This window comes from Galbitalea soli (assembly GCF_010686725.1).
In the GTDB taxonomy this organism is placed as follows: Bacteria; Actinomycetota; Actinomycetes; order Actinomycetales; family Microbacteriaceae; genus Galbitalea; species Galbitalea soli.
Map to the genome: position 1 here is coordinate 333,741 of NZ_JAAGWZ010000002.1, position 16,409 is coordinate 350,149.

At 71.2% G+C, this 16,409-nt stretch carries 18 protein-coding genes; 16 read left to right on the plus strand and 2 right to left on the minus strand.

All coding sequences use genetic code 11. The features are described 5' to 3' along the window. Positions 1 to 28 precede the first annotated feature (28 nt). The 6 genes from G3T37_RS15130 to glmM all read left to right on the plus strand — a co-directional run bounded on the left by G3T37_RS15130 (position 29) and on the right by glmM (position 6,478). The gene (locus G3T37_RS15130; protein ID WP_163472925.1) at positions 29 to 1,054 is read left to right on the plus strand and encodes a GNAT family N-acetyltransferase; all 1,026 of its coding nucleotides are present in this window, start codon (positions 29 to 31) and stop codon (positions 1,052 to 1,054) included. A gap of 122 nt (positions 1,055 to 1,176) precedes the next feature. Continuing rightward, a complete protein-coding gene (locus G3T37_RS07735; protein ID WP_163472926.1) occupies positions 1,177 to 2,937 on the plus strand; it encodes a glycosyltransferase family 39 protein in 1,761 nt (586 codons plus the stop codon). Positions 2,938 to 2,946: 9 nt separating this feature from the next. Continuing rightward, positions 2,947 to 3,951: a tRNA pseudouridine synthase A gene (locus tag G3T37_RS07740; protein WP_174247751.1), complete on the plus strand. Its 1,005-nt coding sequence runs from the start codon at positions 2,947 to 2,949 to the stop codon at positions 3,949 to 3,951. 167 nt (positions 3,952 to 4,118) lie between these two features. Further along, a complete protein-coding gene (gene rplM, locus G3T37_RS07745; RefSeq protein ID WP_163472927.1) occupies positions 4,119 to 4,565 on the plus strand; it encodes a 50S ribosomal protein L13 in 447 nt (148 codons plus the stop codon). A 38-nt stretch (positions 4,566 to 4,603) separates the two neighbouring features. Then, positions 4,604 to 5,089: a 30S ribosomal protein S9 gene (gene rpsI, locus G3T37_RS07750; RefSeq protein ID WP_163472928.1), complete on the plus strand. Its 486-nt coding sequence runs from the start codon at positions 4,604 to 4,606 to the stop codon at positions 5,087 to 5,089. Positions 5,090 to 5,116: 27 nt separating this feature from the next. Continuing rightward, positions 5,117 to 6,478: a phosphoglucosamine mutase gene (gene glmM / locus G3T37_RS07755; RefSeq protein ID WP_163472929.1), complete on the plus strand. Its 1,362-nt coding sequence runs from the start codon at positions 5,117 to 5,119 to the stop codon at positions 6,476 to 6,478. Positions 6,479 to 6,512: 34 nt separating this feature from the next. Here glmM and coaA read toward each other — a convergent pair whose 3' ends face one another. Continuing rightward, entirely contained in the window at positions 6,513 to 7,454 is a 942-nt protein-coding gene (gene coaA / locus G3T37_RS07760) for a type I pantothenate kinase (protein ID WP_163472930.1), read from the minus strand. A gap of 113 nt (positions 7,455 to 7,567) precedes the next feature. On the opposite strand from coaA, the gene glmS reads away from it, so the two are divergent. The 10 genes from glmS to G3T37_RS15135 all read left to right on the plus strand — a co-directional run bounded on the left by glmS (position 7,568) and on the right by G3T37_RS15135 (position 15,128). Next, positions 7,568 to 9,418 carry a glutamine--fructose-6-phosphate transaminase (isomerizing) gene (gene glmS, locus G3T37_RS07765; RefSeq protein ID WP_163472931.1) on the plus strand — a complete coding sequence of 617 codons (1,851 nt, stop codon included), beginning with the start codon at positions 7,568 to 7,570 and terminating at the stop codon, positions 9,416 to 9,418. Positions 9,419 to 9,420: 2 nt separating this feature from the next. Beyond that, a complete protein-coding gene (locus tag G3T37_RS07770) occupies positions 9,421 to 9,771 on the plus strand; it encodes a holo-ACP synthase (RefSeq protein WP_163472932.1) in 351 nt (116 codons plus the stop codon). Continuing rightward, positions 9,768 to 10,868, plus strand: coding sequence for an alanine racemase (gene alr, locus G3T37_RS07775; RefSeq protein ID WP_163472933.1), 1,101 nt, complete (start codon positions 9,768 to 9,770; stop codon positions 10,866 to 10,868). Before G3T37_RS07770 ends, alr begins: the two co-directional genes overlap by 4 nt. Next, positions 10,865 to 11,437 carry a tRNA (adenosine(37)-N6)-threonylcarbamoyltransferase complex ATPase subunit type 1 TsaE gene (gene tsaE / locus G3T37_RS07780; protein ID WP_338401213.1) on the plus strand — a complete coding sequence of 191 codons (573 nt, stop codon included), beginning with the start codon at positions 10,865 to 10,867 and terminating at the stop codon, positions 11,435 to 11,437. The genes alr and tsaE overlap by 4 nt, the downstream gene beginning before the upstream one ends. Continuing rightward, positions 11,421 to 12,038, plus strand: coding sequence for a tRNA (adenosine(37)-N6)-threonylcarbamoyltransferase complex dimerization subunit type 1 TsaB (tsaB, locus tag G3T37_RS07785; RefSeq protein WP_163472934.1), 618 nt, complete (start codon positions 11,421 to 11,423; stop codon positions 12,036 to 12,038). Before tsaE ends, tsaB begins: the two co-directional genes overlap by 17 nt. Continuing rightward, the gene (rimI, locus tag G3T37_RS07790; RefSeq protein WP_163472935.1) at positions 12,035 to 12,523 is read left to right on the plus strand and encodes a ribosomal protein S18-alanine N-acetyltransferase; all 489 of its coding nucleotides are present in this window, start codon (positions 12,035 to 12,037) and stop codon (positions 12,521 to 12,523) included. Before tsaB ends, rimI begins: the two co-directional genes overlap by 4 nt. 62 nt (positions 12,524 to 12,585) lie before the next feature. Further along, entirely contained in the window at positions 12,586 to 13,620 is a 1,035-nt protein-coding gene (tsaD, locus tag G3T37_RS07795; protein ID WP_174247768.1) for a tRNA (adenosine(37)-N6)-threonylcarbamoyltransferase complex transferase subunit TsaD, read from the plus strand. A 124-nt stretch (positions 13,621 to 13,744) separates the two neighbouring features. After that, a complete protein-coding gene (locus tag G3T37_RS07800; protein WP_163472937.1) occupies positions 13,745 to 14,071 on the plus strand; it encodes a DUF4190 domain-containing protein in 327 nt (108 codons plus the stop codon). Positions 14,072 to 14,098: 27 nt separating this feature from the next. Continuing rightward, positions 14,099 to 14,425 carry a DUF4190 domain-containing protein gene (locus G3T37_RS15285; RefSeq protein WP_163472938.1) on the plus strand — a complete coding sequence of 109 codons (327 nt, stop codon included), beginning with the start codon at positions 14,099 to 14,101 and terminating at the stop codon, positions 14,423 to 14,425. A 22-nt stretch (positions 14,426 to 14,447) separates the two neighbouring features. Beyond that, positions 14,448 to 15,128 (plus strand): DUF4190 domain-containing protein, encoded by a 681-nt coding sequence (locus G3T37_RS15135; protein WP_163472939.1) that lies wholly within the window; start codon positions 14,448 to 14,450, stop codon positions 15,126 to 15,128. On the opposite strand, the gene G3T37_RS07815 is transcribed toward G3T37_RS15135, so the two are convergent. Then, entirely contained in the window at positions 15,125 to 16,300 is a 1,176-nt protein-coding gene (locus G3T37_RS07815; RefSeq protein WP_163472940.1) for a class I SAM-dependent methyltransferase, read from the minus strand. The genes G3T37_RS15135 and G3T37_RS07815 overlap by 4 nt on opposite strands. Positions 16,301 to 16,409 lie beyond the last annotated feature (109 nt).

The following is a 16,409-nucleotide window of genomic DNA, read 5'->3' on the forward strand; positions in this document are numbered from 1 at the left end:
ACGGAGCGGGGCCCTACTGTGGTTAACCGTGTCGACCGTTCCTCTCCGCGACCGCGTTCCCGCCGTCGCCGCTCCGCACCCCGCTGACACGGCGGAGGTCGTCTGGCGCGCGGTCCAGCCGAGCGACCTGGACGCGCTCATGCCGCTCACCCGCGCGATCGCGTCGGTCGAGCATCCGGAGTACGTGGAGTCGCGCGAGGAGATCGAGTCGGAGCTCGCCCACTCCTGGATGCAGCTCGACGAGGATTCGCTGCTCGCGCTCGATGCGCGCACGGGCGACCCGCTCGCCTGGGGGCTCGTGGTCGCTGCCCCCGGCTCGGAGACGCTCGTGCGCTCGATCCTGCTCGGCGGTGTGCACCCCGCCGCCCGGGGCCGCGGGCTCGGCAGGGCGTTGCTTAACTGGCAGGATGCCCGCGCGCAGCAACAGCTGGCCACCCACGCGGAGGCGCTGCCGGCCTGGAGCATCGTGTACGCCGATGACCGGTCATCCGACAAGAAGCGGCTGCTGGAAGGCGCGGGGTTCACCGCGACGCGATGGTTCCTGGGGCAGGAGCGGGTCATCGCCGATCCGATCCCCGAGGTGCCCTTCGATGATGGCGTCTCGATCGTGCCGTTCACCACAGAGCTCTCGGAGGCGACGCGACTCGCGAAGTCGGACGCGTTCCGCGATCACTGGGGCAGCCAGCCGACCACGCGGGAGCAGTGGGACGCGATGCTCGCCCTGCCGGTGTTCCGGCCCGACCTCTCCTTCGTCGCCGTCGACCGGGCAGGCAGCGTCGTGGGTCTCGTGATGACCGAGACCTCGCACGAGGACTGGGAGCTTCAGGGCTACTCGAGCGGATACATCACCCTCGTGGGCGTCGTTCGCGAGTGGCGGCGACGCGGGATCGCCCCCGCCCTTCTCGCCCGCGTGTTCCACGCCCTCGCCGACGCGGGCATCGAGCGCGCGGCCCTCGACGTGGATTCGGTCAACCCGACCGGAGCGCTGGGCCTCTACTCCGGCATGGGCTTCCACACCACGACGACGGTCGTCGCCTACACGCGGGAGTTCTGACGCGCAGCCGCGGCGGCCGGGCGCTCGCCCTCGGCGCGATCCTCCTGTTCTTCCTCGCGGCCTCCGCCTGGAACATCGGCCGCTCGGGCGTCGCCGGCTACTACTCCTCGGCCGCGCGCAGCATGAGCCTGAGCGACCGCGCCCTGCTCTTCGGCACCTTCGATCCGACGGCCACGATCACCCTCGACAAGCTCTCGGGATTCCTCGTGCCGCAGGCGCTCGCGGTTCGGGCCTTCGGCTTCTCCCAGTGGGCGCTCGCGCTGCCCCAGGTCGTCGAGGGGCTGGTCACGGTCGCGGTGGTGTTCGCGATCGCGCGCCGATGGCGAGGGCCTCGCACCGGCCTGTTCGCGGCGGCAGCCTTCGCGACGACCCCGCTCCTCGCTTCCGTCTTCGGCCACGTCATGGAAGACGCCCTGGTGACGATGTGCCTGGCCTGCGCCGTGCTGGCCTGGCAGCGCGCGGTCGCGAGTGCGCGCATCCTGCCCCTGGTCGTTTCGGGGAGCTGGGTGGCGATCGGCTTCCAGGCCAAGATGCTGCAGGCCTGGTTCGTGATGCCCGCTCTGGTGGTGGGGCTCCTGCTCGTGCCGTCGCTCGGTCGGGCGGCGCGATGGGGCCGGGCGGGGGTTCTCGTCGCGGTCTCCGTCGTCGGGTCGGTGGCGTGGATGACCGTCCTCCAGCTCCTCCCACCATCCGGCCGCCCCTACATCGACGGCAGCACCAGCAACAACATCTTCGCCACCGTGTTCGGCTACAACGGAGTCAACCGCTTCGTGCCCCACCTCGTGCCTGGCGCGGTCGCCGACTTCGTCTCGACGGTCACGACGGTGGGGGCGAGCGGATCCTCACCCCTCAAGCTGCTGCTTCCGCAGGTCACGACGCAGGTGGGCTGGCTGTACCCGCTCGCGGGCGCGGGGGTGCTGGCGATCGCGCTCACCATCCGCCGCCGTGCCGACCGCGCCCTCGGGGTGGCGATGGTGCTGTGGCTGGCGACGGCGGCGCTCGTCATCTCCGCCTCGACCGTGCCGCACGCTGCCTACTACGCCGCCCTGTCGGTTCCGCTGTCGCTGCTGGCCGCGGTCGGCTGCTCGGCGGCGGTGCGCGCCTGCCGCTCCGGGGCACCGGGGCTCGCGCGGCTGGCACTTCCCGCGCTCGTCGGAGCGCAGGCCGCGTGGACGCTCGTCATCCTGGGTGCGACGGGAATCGCGCCGCTGTGGCTGGGGATCGCCGTGGCGGTGCTGGGCGGTGCGGCGGTCATCGTGGCGGTGGCGAGGCGGCGCGGCGCGGTCATCCTCGCGGTCGCCTCGATGCTTCTGGCGCCCGCCGCGTGGACCGCCTCCGAACTCGACCCCTCGCTCGCCGGCAGCGCGAACGATGCCTATGGGGGCCCGCGGCTCGAGTCGGTGGGCTTCTTCTTCCGGGCGACCGGCTCGCTCGTCGACACGAACACCTTCGACCACTTCGCGATCGCGCCGCCCGTGCTGTGGTCGCCGCCGCGCGCGCTCACCGTGGAACGCCGTGCCCTCGCGGGTTACGTGCGGGCGCACCGCCCGGCCGGGGGAGTGCTGTTCGTCGCCGACTCGTGGGAGTCGGCCGCGCCGTACATCCTCGATGCGGGACTGCCGGTCGAGGCCCTGGGCGGCTTCTCGGGCGCGGCACCCTCGCCGACCCTCGCCCGCGTGCGCTCGGGGGTGGCCGCAGGGGCCCTTCGGTTCTTCCTGCTCCCCACCCAGGTGCCCCCGCCGCACGCCCACCCGACCGAGCGCGAGCGGATTCTCGACTGGGTGACGCGGTCGTGCACGTGGATTCCCGACGACGCGTACGAGGGTGCGACGACGCTCGTGCGGCAGTCGCTGTGGGACTGCTCGCCCGGGGCGCCCCGATAAACTCACCGGGTGGAGACCTCGCCCGAGCTGACGCGTCTGCGCCTCGACCTCGCCTACGACGGCACCGCGTTCGCCGGGTGGTCGAAGCAGCCCGGCCTGCGGACGGTGCAGGGCGAGCTGGAGGAGGCGCTCGCGACGGTGTTCCGCCGCGCGGGGGAGAGGCCGCAGCTCACGGTGGCCGGTCGCACCGACGCCGGCGTGCACGCGCTGGGTCAGGTCGCGCATCTCGACCTCTCGCCCGCGGCGATGGCGACGCTCGCCGACCCGCATCGCGGCGCGCGGCGGCACCCGCCCCGGCGCCCGCGGGCAGCGGACTCCCTCACGACCACCCCCGTAGCCGCCGCCCCCGCGGCCGCAGGCCCAGTGACCCCCGCGCCGACCGCGGACGGCCCCGCCGAGCGCGCCGCCCGCCTCGCGCGCCGGCTCAACGGCATCGCGGGGCTCTCGACCGACCTATACGTGAGCCGGGCATCCCTCGCGCCGGCGGGATTCGACGCCCGCTTCTCGGCGATCTGGCGCCGCTACGAGTACCGCGTCGCCGACACCGCCGCGCCCCGCAATCCGCTGCTGCGCGGCCACACGGTGTGGTACCCCGCTGAGCTCGATGTCGCGCTCATGGACGCGACCGCCTCCGCCCTTGTGGGTCTGCACGACTTCGCCGCGTATTGCAAGCCGCGGCTCGGGGCGACGACCATCCGCACGCTGCAGGATTTCCGCTGGCGGCGTGATCCCGACGGCGTGATCGTGGCCGCGCTCCAGGCCGACGCGTTCTGCCACAGCATGGTGCGCGCCCTCGTCGGCGCGCTCGTTGCGATCGGGGAGGGGCGCCTGGCACCGTCACGCGCGGAGGGCATCCTGCTGGAGGGGGCTCGCACGAGCGAGTTCAAGGTGATGCCCGCGAAGGGTCTCACGCTCCTGGAGATCGGCTACCCCGACGACGGCGACCTCGCCGCCCGCGCGCTCCAGACGCGCGCGCGGCGCGACGACGACCCGGATGCCCCGCCCACGGTTTGACCACGCCGTAGCCGAGCGACTAATGTAGACCCTTGGTGCCTGCGTCCTCCGGGCGTGTCACCCGAAGTTGAGCCCTCCACCGGCAGCGTTCCTCCTCTTTCTGGAGGCGGAACCTCCACGGAGCGGGATTCACGAACACCTCATTTCGACCAGAAGGCAGTATTACTGTGACTCGTACGTTCTCGCCCACCCCCGCTGATGTTCAGCGTGACTGGGTCATCATCGACGCGACCGACGTCGTGCTCGGCCGTCTCGCCAGCCAGGTGGCAACCCTGCTGCGCGGCAAGCACAAGCCCACCTTTGCTCCGCACATGGACATGGGCGACTTCGTCATCATCGTCAACGCCGAGAAGGTCGCCCTCACCGGCTCCAAGCTCGCGCAGAAGAAGGCCTACCGCCACTCGGGCTACCCGGGCGGCCTGACGGCGACCACCTACTCCGAGATGCTGGAGAAGCACCCGACCCGCGCGGTCGAGAAGGCCATCCGCGGCATGCTCCCCAAGAACTCGATCGGCCGCGCCCAGCTCGCGAAGCTGAAGGTCTACGCCGGTGCCGAGCACCCGCACGCGGCCCAGCAGCCCAAGCCGTTCATCATTTCCCAGGTCGCCCAGTAGCGCTGGCCCAGAGCACAAAGAATTTAAGGACTTAGCACGTGGCGAAGATCGCAGACATCATCGACGAGGCTCCCGAGAGCTTCACGACCGAGACCCCCGCTTCCGAGGCGCCGAAGGCTCCCCGCGCGGTACTCAACGTTCCCGGCGCAGCCGTGGGACGCCGCAAGCAGGCCATCGCCCGCGTGCGTCTCATCCCGGGTGGCCAGGCCTTCACGGTCAACGGCCGCAGCCTCGAGGACTACTTCCCCAACAAGCTGCACCAGCAGCTCATCAACGACCCGTTCAAGGTGCTCGATCTCCTGGGCAGCTACGACGTGATCGCGAAGATCACGGGCGGCGGCCCCTCGGGCCAGGCGGGCGCGCTGCGCCTCGCCATCGCGCGTGCCCTCAACGAGATCGACCGCGAGAACAACCGCCCGGCGCTCAAGAAGGCCGGCTTCCTCACTCGTGACGCCCGCGTCATCGAGCGCAAGAAGGCTGGTCTCAAGAAGGCCCGCAAGGCGTCGCAGTTCTCCAAGCGCTAATCCGCGCTGCGTAAGTCAGCAGCACCGATGCCCCGCCTGTTCGGCACGGACGGCGTTCGCGGTCTCGCGAACGCCGACCTCACCGTCGACCTCGCGCTCGGTCTGGCGCAGGCGGCGGCGGTGGTGCTCGGCAAGGGCAGGGTGGCCGACGGTCGCCGTGCGTCCGGTCGACGCCCGGTCGCCGTCATCGCCCGCGACCCGCGTATCTCCGGAGAGTTCCTGGCCACCGCGGTCGCCGCGGGACTGGCCAGCTCCGGGGTCGACGTCTACGACGCGGGTGTCGTGCCGACCCCGGCGGCGGCCTTCCTCGTCGCCGACTTCAAGGCCGACCTCGGCGTGATGATCTCGGCGTCGCACAACCCGGCGCCCGACAACGGCATCAAGTTCTTCGCGACCGGCGGCACCAAGCTGCCGGACGAGGTCGAGGATCGCATCGAGGCCGCGCTCGCGCAGCCCAAGCTCGCGCCCACGGGCGGCGATGTGGGGCGCATCCGGCGGTTCGCGGATGCCGAGGATCGCTACATCGTGCACCTCCTCTCCACCCTCCCGCACCGCCTCGACGGCGTGCACGTCGTGCTCGACTGCGCGAACGGTGCCGCGGCGGGCATCTCACCCGAGGTCTTCACGGTCGCCGGCGCCCGGGTGACGGTCATCGGCGCCGATCCGGACGGCATCAACATCAATGACGGCGTGGGCTCCACGCATCTCGATCAGCTCGCGCGGGCCGTGCTCGAACACGGGGCGGACCTGGGCATCGCCCACGACGGCGACGCGGATCGCTGCCTCGCCGTCGACCACACCGGCAAGGTCGTCGACGGCGACCAGATCATGGCGATTCTGGCGGTGGCGATGAACGAGCGCGGCGCCCTCGCCGACAGCACCCTCGTCGCGACCGTCATGAGCAACCTGGGTCTGCGGCGCGCCATGGCTGCGCACGGCATCCGGGTGCTCGAGACCGCGGTCGGCGACCGTTACGTGCTCGAGACCCTCAACGAGCAGAACCTCTCCCTCGGCGGCGAGCAGTCGGGGCACGTCATCATGACGCGGTTCGCGACGACCGGCGACGGGATCCTCACGGGGCTCCACCTCGTCGCCGAGATGGCGCGCACCGGCAAGACCCTCGCCGAACTCGCCTCCGTCATGACGGTGTACCCGCAGATCCTCGTGAACGTGCGCGGCGTCGACCACCACGGATTGCGCGAGAGCGAGGCGATCGCGCGCGCTGTCGCCGAGGCGGAGGCCGAGCTCGGCGATTCCGGCCGGGTGCTGCTGCGCCCCTCGGGCACCGAGCCGATGGTGCGGGTCATGGTCGAGGCCGAGGATCAGGTGACGGCTGATCGCATCGCGCACCGGCTCGCCGAAGTTGTGCGCGCCGAACTGGGCGAGTAAGCGCGGCGGGCGGCGGTCATCCCCGCGGTGACGCTCAGATCTTGCGCAGGAGCACCGTCGAGACGGCGTGGTTCGCGCCCTTCCGCAGCACGAGCGAGGCGCGGGCGCGGGTCGGCAGCACGTTCTGCAGCAGATTCGGTTCGTTGATCGCTCGCCAGATCTGACGGGCCTGCGCGATCGCCTCGCTCTCGCTCAGACTCGCGTAGCGGTGGAAGTACGACTTCGGGTTGGTGAACGCTCCGCGCTGCAGCGACAGGAAGCGCTCGATGTACCAGGCCTCGATGTCGCTCGTGCGGGCATCCACATAGACCGTGAAGTCGAACAGGTCGCTCAGTGCCAGTCGCCCCCCGGGCGTCGGTGGCTGCAGCACGTTGAGTCCCTCGACGATGAGGATATCCGGCTGCCGTACCACGATCTCGGCCCCCGGCACGATGTCATAGCTCAGGTGCGAGTAGAACGGGGCCCGCACCTCGCTCGCGCCGCTCTTCACGTTGCTGACGAACCGCAGCAGGGCCCGCCGGTCGTAGCTCTCGGGGAAGCCCTTGCGGGTCATGAGCCCGCGGCGCTCCAGCTCGGCGTTGGGGAACAGGAAGCCGTCTGTGGTGACGAGCTCGACCCGCGGCGTGTCGTCCCAGCGCGCGAGCAGCTCGCGCAACAGCCGCGCGATCGTCGACTTGCCCACGGCCACCGATCCCGCGACGCCGATGACGAACGGGGTGGGCGCGGCGGTGCCGTGCAGGAACTCGCTGGTGGAGCGGTGCAGGGCACGCGCGCCCGCCGCATAGAGGTTGAGCAGACGACTGAGCGGCAGGTAGACATCGCTGACCTCCCGCAGGTCGAGCACGTCACCGAGGCCGCGGAGCTGCACGAGCTCGGTCTCGGTGAGCGGCAGCCGGGTGGTCGGCGCGAGTTCGGCCCAGTCGTCGCGGTCGATCTCGACGAAGGGCGACAGCTGGCCGGAGACGGGTTCGTGCATCGCTCCCACGTTATCGGTTTCTCCCCTCCTCCCCAGCATCCGCGCGAGCGCCGCCCTCCACCGGCCACGCCACGTCCAGGGCCCGCCGGATGCCGCCAACTACAATCGAGGTCATGTGCGGAATCGTGGGGTATGTCGGCCCGAACAGCAGTCTCGATGTTCTCCTCGGTGGACTCAGCCGGCTGGAATACCGGGGTTACGACTCCGCAGGGGTCGCCGTCATCGGTCAGGACGGCACGCTCGGCACACGCAAGCGCGCGGGCAAGCTCTCGGTCCTCCTCGACAATCTCAAGGATGCCCCGCTCTCCGACGGCCAGACCGGAATCGGTCACACCCGCTGGGCGACCCACGGGGGGCCCACCGACCGGAACGCGCATCCTCACCTCGGCGACGGTGGCAAGCTCGCGCTCATCCACAACGGCATCATCGAGAACTTCGCCGCCCTCAAGCAGGAACTGCTGGAGGCGGGGGAGAGCTTCTCCAGCGACACCGACACCGAGGTCGCGGCCATCATGGTGGGCAGGGCCTTCCGCGAGACGGGCGACCTCACGCTCGCCATGCGGCAGGTGGTGGCCCGCCTCGACGGCGCGTTCACCCTCCTCATCGTGCACGAGGACCGGCCGGGCGAGGTCGTCGGCGCGCGCCGCAACTCGCCGCTCGTCATCGGCCTCGGCGAGGGCGAGAACTTCCTCGGCTCCGACGTGGCGGCCTTCGTCGAGTTCACGCGGCGAGCCGTGGAGATCGGTCAGGACCAGATCGTCACGATCCGACCCGACTCCGTGATCGTCACGGATTTCTTCGGCGCTCCGGTCGAGACCCGCGAGTACGAGATCGCCTGGGACGCGTCCGCCTCGGAGAAGGGCGGCTGGTCGAGTTTCATGCGCAAGGAGATCAGCGAGGAGCCCGATGCGGTGGCCAACACCCTGCTGGGCCGGGTCGTCGACGGGGCCGTCGTACTGCCCGAGCTGGGCGCGCTCACCCCCGAGGTGCTGGCCGACATCGACCGCATCGTCATCATCGCCTGCGGCACCGCGGCCTACGCGGGTCTTCTCGGCTCGTACGCCATCGAATCCTGGGCCCGCGTTCCCGTGCAGGTCGAGCTGTCGCACGAGTTCCGCTATCGCAACCCCATCATCACGCCGCGCACCCTCGTCGTGTCGATCAGCCAGTCCGGCGAGACGATGGACACGCTGATGGCGGTGCGTTTCGCGGCCGAGTCCGGGGCGCGCGTGCTCTCCATCTGCAACACGCAGGGCTCGTCGATTCCGCGGGAGTCCGAGGCCGTGATCTACACGCACGCCGGCCCCGAGGTCGCGGTCGCGTCGACCAAGGCTTTCGTCGCGCAGGTCACCGCGCTCTACCTGCTCGGCCTGCACCTGGCGACCGTGCGCGGCACCCTCAGCCCCGCCGAACTCGCGCACAACATCGACGAGCTCCAGGCGATCCCCGCGAAACTCGCCGACGTGCTCGTCGCCTCGGAAGACATCGGCCAGTTGGCCGGCTGGATGGCTGACACCCGCTCGGTGCTGTTCCTCGGCCGCAACGTGGGCTACCCGGTCGCGCTCGAGGGTGCGCTCAAGCTCAAGGAGCTCGCCTACATCCACGCGGAGGGATTCGCCGCGGGGGAGCTGAAGCACGGGCCGATCGCGCTCATCGAGCCGGGACAGATCGTCTTCGTCATCGTGCCGAGCCCGCGCGACCCCTCCTCGCTCCACCCCAAGGTCGTGTCGAACATTCAGGAGATCCGGGCGCGCGGCGCTCGCGTCATCGCCATCGCCGAGAAGGGCGACGCCGCGGTGCTGCCCTTCGCCGACGAGGTCATCCCCATCCCGCTCGCCTCGCCCATGTTCGAGCCGATCCTCGCCGTCGTGCCCCTGCACATCTTCGCCCTCGAACTCGCCACCGCGAAGGGTCTCGACGTCGACCAGCCGCGCAACCTCGCCAAATCGGTCACGGTCGAGTAGACGTGATCATCGGGATCGGTGTGGACGTGGTCGACCTGAGGCGCTTCGAGCGCGCGGTCGCTCGCACTCCGGCGCTGCGCGAGCGGCTCTTCACGGTGGGGGAGCGCGGTCTCCCGCTGCGCTCGCTCGCCGGTCGGTTCGCCGCGAAGGAGGCCCTCATCAAGGCCATCGGCGACTCGACGGGCGTGCGCTGGCACGACATGGAGGTCGTGGCCGACGGTGAGCGCAATCCGTCCTTCCTGCTCCACAACGCCGTCGCCGAGCGGGCGGGTGCCATGGGCATCCGCACCATCCACCTCTCCATGTCGCACGATGCCGGCGTGGCCATCGCCTACGTGGTGGCCGAGGGATGACCGTCCCCATGCGCGAGGCGCACATCGATCTGGCCGCCGTCCGCGACAACCTCCGGGTCATCGCCCGCACGGTTGCCCCGGCGCGCACCATGGCGGTCGTGAAGGCGCAGGGCTACGGGCACGGCGCGGTCGAGGTGGCTCGTGCCGCCGTCGACGCCGGTGCGGACTGGCTCGGCGTCGTCGATGTGGCGGAGGCGCTGGAGTTGCGGGCGGCCGGAATCGACGCGCCCATCCTCGCGTGGCTGCACGGGCAGGAGGCGGATTTCGCCGCGGCCGTCCGTGCGGGGATCGATCTCGGCATCTCCACGCCGGAGCAGCTCGAGCGCGCGGCCGCTGTCGACGGACTCGCCCAGGTGCACCTCAAGGTCGATACCGGGCTGAGCCGCAACGGCTTCGAGGAGAGCGAGTTCGCTGCGATTCTCGGCCGCGTCGCCGAACTCTCCGCCGCGGGCCGCATTCACGTGCGCGGCATCTTCAGCCATCTCGCGAATGCGGGCGCCGAGGAGGACGCCCTGCAGATCGCGCGATTCGAGGCCGCTCTGGCGCGGGCCGCCGAGGTCGGCATCGTCCCCGAGCTGCGCCACCTCGCCGCGACGGCCGCCGCCCTCCGGGTGCCCGCCTCCCGCTTCGACCTCGTGCGCATCGGAATCGGCATGTACGGCCTCACCCCCTTCGACGATGAGGGGGCCGCCGCGCTCGGCCTGCGACCCGCGATGCGGCTGAGTGCCGAGATCACCTCGGTGAAGCGCGTGCCCGCGGGCGCCGGCGTCTCCTACGGCTACACCCAGCGCACCAGCTCCGAGACGACGCTCGCGCTCGTCCCCGCCGGCTACGCGGACGGCATCCCCCGGCACGCCTCCTCCCGAGCGCCGGTCTGGATCAACGGTTCCCGCTACTCCATCTGCGGCCGGGTCGCGATGGACCAGTTCGTCGTCGACGTCGGCGACGCGCCCGTCGCCATCGGGGATCGGGCGGTGCTGTTCGGCGACCCGAGCGACGGGTATCCCTCGGCCGACGAGTGGGCCGAGCGCTGCGGCACCATCAACTACGAGATCGTGACGCGCATCGGCGGCCGCTTCACGCGGACGTACTCGTGAACGCGCAGCGGGTCATCCCGACGCCGGAGGCGATGGAGGCGTTCGGCGCGCGCGTGGCGCAGCAGTTGCGTGCGGGCGATGTCGTCGCGCTCAACGGACCCCTCGGCGCGGGCAAAACCACCCTCACCCGCGGACTGGGCGCCGCGCTCGGGGTGCGCGGCACGGTGACCAGTCCCACCTTCGTGCTGGCCCGCACCCATCCACGCGGAGGGGGTCTCCCGCCCCTCGTGCACGTGGACGCCTATCGCCTGCGGGATCCGCTCGAACTCGACGATCTCGACATCGATTTCGCCCGATCGATCGTCGTCGTCGAGTGGGCCGCAGGAATGCTCGACCAGCTCGTCGACGAGTGGTTGCAGATCGACATCCGGCGCCCCCAGGGCGCGGCGGAGGAGTCGCGCGCAGACGTGGACGCGGTGGAGCGCGTGGACGTGATCGAGCCCGATCACGCGAGCGACGCCCTGGACGCGGGCGACGCCGTGGACGCGATCGAACCGCGGGTGGCCGTCGTTCACGGTCACGGCGCGCGCTGGTCGGAACTGGGGTGGGTCGATGCTGCTCGCGATTGACACCTCGGCCGGAACGAGCGTCGCGGTCGTCGACCGCGAGGCCGGCATCCTCGTCGAACTCACTGAGCTCGACACGCGCCGCCACGCCGAGGTGATCGGCACGCTCATCGACCGCGCCCTGCATGAGGCCGGCGTCGGCGCCCGCGAGTTGACCGCGGTCGCCGTCGGCATGGGGCCGGGTCCCTTCACCGGGCTGCGGGTCGGCATCGCGGCCGCCCGCGTCTTCGCGCTCGGGGCGGGGTTGCCGGTGCTCCCGGGGGTGAGCCACGACGCGATCGCCTACGGTCAGCCGGATCCCGTTCTCGTCATCACCGACGCCCGCCGCCGTGAGGTCTACTGGTCCCGCTACGCGGGCAGCGACGACGCCGGGCTCCCCGTGCGCGCCGCGGGACCGGGCCTCATCGCCCCCGAACTCCTCGACACCGTGACGGGCTCGGCGCCGATCCGCCGACTCGAGCCCGAGGGGGTCTCGGCGGGCGCACTGGGTCTCGTCGCCGAGCACCTCTCCGCCCACCGCCGGGCCTTCGCGAGCGACGCCGCCCTCTACCTCCGCTCTCCCGACGTCACGCCGTCGGCCGGCCCCAAGCGGGTGACCGGATGACCGCCGCAGCACCCCTCCGACTCGCCACCCTGGCCGACCTCGACGCCATCATGCGCCTCGAGGAATCCACCTTCACGAACGACGCCTGGACGGTCGACTCGATGCGCGCCGAGCTGCACAGTCGGCACAGCTACTACCTCGTCGCCGAGCAGCCGGACACCCCGGGGCTGCTCGGCTATGCCGGGCTGCTCGCGCCCGAAGGCTCCGCCGATGCCGACATCCAGACCATCGCGGTCGCCCCCGCTGCGCGACGCCGGGGGCTGGGCCGGCAGCTGATGGAGGCTCTCATCGCGGAGGCTCGTGCCCGTCGCTGTCGCACGATCTTCCTGGAGGTGCGCGCCGACAACCCCACCGCGCAGCACCTCTACGACACGCTCGGCTTCGAACAGATCGCGGTGCGCCCGCGCTACTACCAGCCCGACGATGTGGACGCGAACATCATGAGACTCGAACTACACTCCGACGCCGCGGCGGTGGGCGCGTGACCGCGAACCTCCCGCCGCGGGCGGACGGCGCTGCGGCGACGACTCCGAACCGGGAGCCGCTCGTGCTCGGCATCGAGACGAGCTGCGACGAGACCGGCGTGGGCATCGTGCGTGGATCGACCCTGCTCGCCAACGTGATCTCCTCCTCGATGGAGGAGCATGCACGCTATGGAGGCGTGGTGCCGGAGGTCGCGGCGCGGGCGCACCTGGAGGCGATCGTGCCGGCGATCTCGGCCGCGATCGCCGAGGCGGGCATCCGTCTCGACGAGGTCGACGCGATCGCGGTGACGAGCGGTCCGGGGCTGTCGGGCGCACTCATGGTCGGCGTGGGGGCGGCCAAGGCGCTGTCCGTCGCGCTGGGCGTGCCCCTCTACGCCGTCAATCACCTGGTCGGGCACGTCGGAGCCGATGTGCTGCGCGAGGACGACAGCGAGATCGAGCTCCCCACGATCGCCCTGCTCGTCTCGGGCGGGCACACCTCGCTTCTCCTCGTTCGCGACCTCGTGAGCGACGTCGAGCTCCTGGGCGAGACCATCGACGACGCCGCAGGCGAGGCCTTCGACAAGGTCGCGCGCCTGCTCGGTCTGCCGTACCCGGGCGGCCCGCACATCGACCGGGTCGCGGCGGACGGCGATCCGACCGCCATCCGCTTCCCGCGCGGGCTCACCCAGCCGAAAGACCTCGACCGACACCGCTACGACTTCTCCTTCTCGGGGCTGAAGACCGCCGTGGCGCGCTGGGTCGAGCAGAAGCAGGATGCGGGGGAGCAGGTGCCCCTCGGCGACGTCGCGGCGAGCTTCCGTGAGGCCGTCGTCGACGTTCTCCTCACCAAGGCGATCGCCGCCTGCCGCGACCACGGTATCCCCCGCCTCCTACTCGGCGGCGGGGTCGTCGCCAACGCGCGGGTGCGAGAGCTCGCCGCGGAGCGCACCGCGGCCGCGGGCATCGAACTGCGGATCCCGCCGCTGTCCCTCTGCACCGACAACGGTGCGATGATCGCGGCACTCGGCGCCCAGCTCATCATGGCCGGTCACGCGCCCTCCGGGCTCGACTTCGGGGCCGACTCGACGCTGCCGGTCACGGTCATCCAAGCCTGAGCGATCGTTCAGACGCGTGTCGCCGCGCGACAGAGCGGGCGGCGAGCTTCGTTGACACTGCCGCCGGGCGTTGCCACTATGGGAAACGACAGCGCATTCAGCTAACAATAAGGAGCACCCGGTAATGACCGATCCCATCGTTCCCGAGCCCGCACCGGCGTACACTCCGGCACCCGTAGCAGGACCCAAGCAGGGCCTCAGCCTCACCTCATTCATCCTCGGCATTGCCGGACTCGTGTTCAGCTGGGTGCCGGTCCTCGGCTTCCTCGCCTCGCTCGCGGCGATCATCCTCGGCTTCGTCGCCAAGTCGAAGGAGAAGGCGGCGCCGCGCTGGATGTGGATCGTCGGCATCATCCTCGGCTTCGTCGCCATCGCGATCTCGCTGATCGTAATCGCCACTCTCATCATCGCCTTCCTCGCGGCGTCGACGAGCGTCAACTACAGCAACTGACCACTCACGGTCGTCGGAGCGGGAGCGGTGGCCTGGGTCACCGCTCCCGCTGCGCTTTCTCACCGATCGGCCGACGAAGGGCTTCCCATCTCCACCGCACCCGCGCGTGACAGCGACACCGAACGACCGGTGAACCGCTGGGCCATCCTCGCCCTCATCCTCGGAATCGCGGTACCGCTCGGCGGTATCGTCGTCGGCCACGTCTCCCTGCGGCAGATCAAACGCAGCGGGGAGCGCGGGCGCGGCCTCGCACTCGCGGGCACGATCCTGGGCTACAGTCTCACCGCGCTCGAGATCCTGTTCGCAGTGCTCCTCGCGCTGCTCGCGGCTGCCGCCACGGGGGCCAGCCGGTGAGCGCCTCGGGCCGCCCCACACCATGACCCCGTCGCCCGACGACACCGCCGAGGAGAGCACCACCGTGTCAGACCCCACCGCGCCCGTACCGCCCGTCGAGCCGACGCCGGCCGGCCCGACGGCCGCGTCGCCCATCCCCACTCCCGCCGCACCGTCGGTGCCGCTAATCGAGCCGGTCCCGATCGCCCCCGCGGCCGCGCGCCCCGCTCCCGCCGCTCCGTCGCAGCAGGCACCGGCCGGCGCGCCGCCCCAGCCCGCGTACGCCGCGGCCCCGCCCGCCGCAGCGCAGAGCCACCCGGGCTACCCCGGGTATCCGGCCCAGCCGGGCCACCCCGGCTACCCCGCCCAGCAGGGCTACCCCGGCTACCCGGCCCAGCCGGGCTACGCCGGATACGCCCCGTCCGCGCCGCGCGGTCTCAGCATCGCGTCCATGGTGCTCGGCATCGTCGGCACGGTGTTCGCGATGCTCTACGGATTCGGACTGCTGCCCTCCGTCACCGCGATCATCCTGGGTCACGTCGCCCAGAAGCGCCAGCGTCACGCCCGCGGCTTCTGGCTCGCGGGGCTCATCACCGGCTACGTGGGGCTCGCGCTCTCGATCATCGTGATCATCGCCGTGGCGTTCTTCGTGGCCTACGTGATCAACACTCCGGGCTTCCAGCGCGGGTTCGACGCCGGATACCCCGGCGGCATCAACAGCTAGACGCGTTCGGCGAGCAGCGCGATGCGCTTGCCCGCCACGCGCGTGAGGATGAGGGTCGCCGAACCGCTGCCCTTGAGCGACAGTTTGCGGCGCAGTACCGCCGGGTCGACGTCCATGCCGCGCTTCTTGATCTCGAGCGTGCCGATACCCCGCGCCGACAGCTCGCGCGCCAGTTTGCGCTCGTCGAAGGGCATGCGGGCGGTGATGCGGAAGGCGGTCGCGAAGGGGGTGGCGGTGGCCTGATCGGCGGTGAAGTACGCGATTGTGGGGTCGATCATCCGCCCCTCCAGCCGGCGCACCAGGTCGCCGATCAAGCGCGCACGGATGACCGCCCCATCCGGCTCGTAGAGGTAATCGCCCAGCTCGCCCAGCTCCGCGTCGGTGCTGTCGGCCTCGGCGGTCAGCTCCGCCGTGCCCGCATCGGTGACGATGAGCGCCGAGCGCCGCACGCCCTCGCGCGCGAGTGGACCGAACCACACCCCCAGCTCGACCACCTCGTGGCCCACCGAGACCCACTGCGCCTCGGCGTCCGTCGGGATGAGCGCGCGATCGATACCGGGCCCGAGTTTCACCCCCGTCGGGAAGCGCGCGGCGAGACCGAACGCGAAGTCGAGCGAGGGGGACCAGTCGCCGGGGTCGGCGAGCCGACGTGCACCGTCGCGGCGGGCCGGGTCGAGGTAGACGCCGTCGACGCCCGCGAGGTCGAAGGTCGTCACGTCGGCGTGCTCGACCCGCGCGTTCGACCACGGTGCGAGGTTGTACGCGGCGATCGCGGCGGTCACCTCGTCGCGCTCCACGGCCGTGACCTCGATGTCGAGGGCGGCGAGCGCGAGGGCGTCCGCGCCGATGCCGCAGCCGAGGTCGGCGACCCACTGCACCCCGGCGCGCTGGAACCGGCCCGCGTGCTGGGCCGCGACCTGGAGGCGGGTGGCCTGCTCGAGTCCGGCCTCGGTGAAGAGCATGCGCGAGGCGAAGGGGCCGAACTTTGCGGCGGCCCGGGTGCGGAGCTTCGACTGCGCGAGCACCGCGGCGACGAGGCCGGGGCCGTGGCCCGCGCGCCGGAGTTCCGCGACCTTCTGCACCACGTCATCCGTCGACCGCCACTCGGGCAGGGAGTCGAGGAGGCGCAGGCCCTCGGGCGAGAGCAGCTCGACGAGCTCGAGGGTGTTCATGCACTCATCCTGTCAGGTGCGTGGCCCGAGGGGGTGCCGGAATTGGCACTCGGATTGAACGAGTGCCAGCCACCCTCTATAGTTGTCGTTGGCACTCTCAATAGGAGTG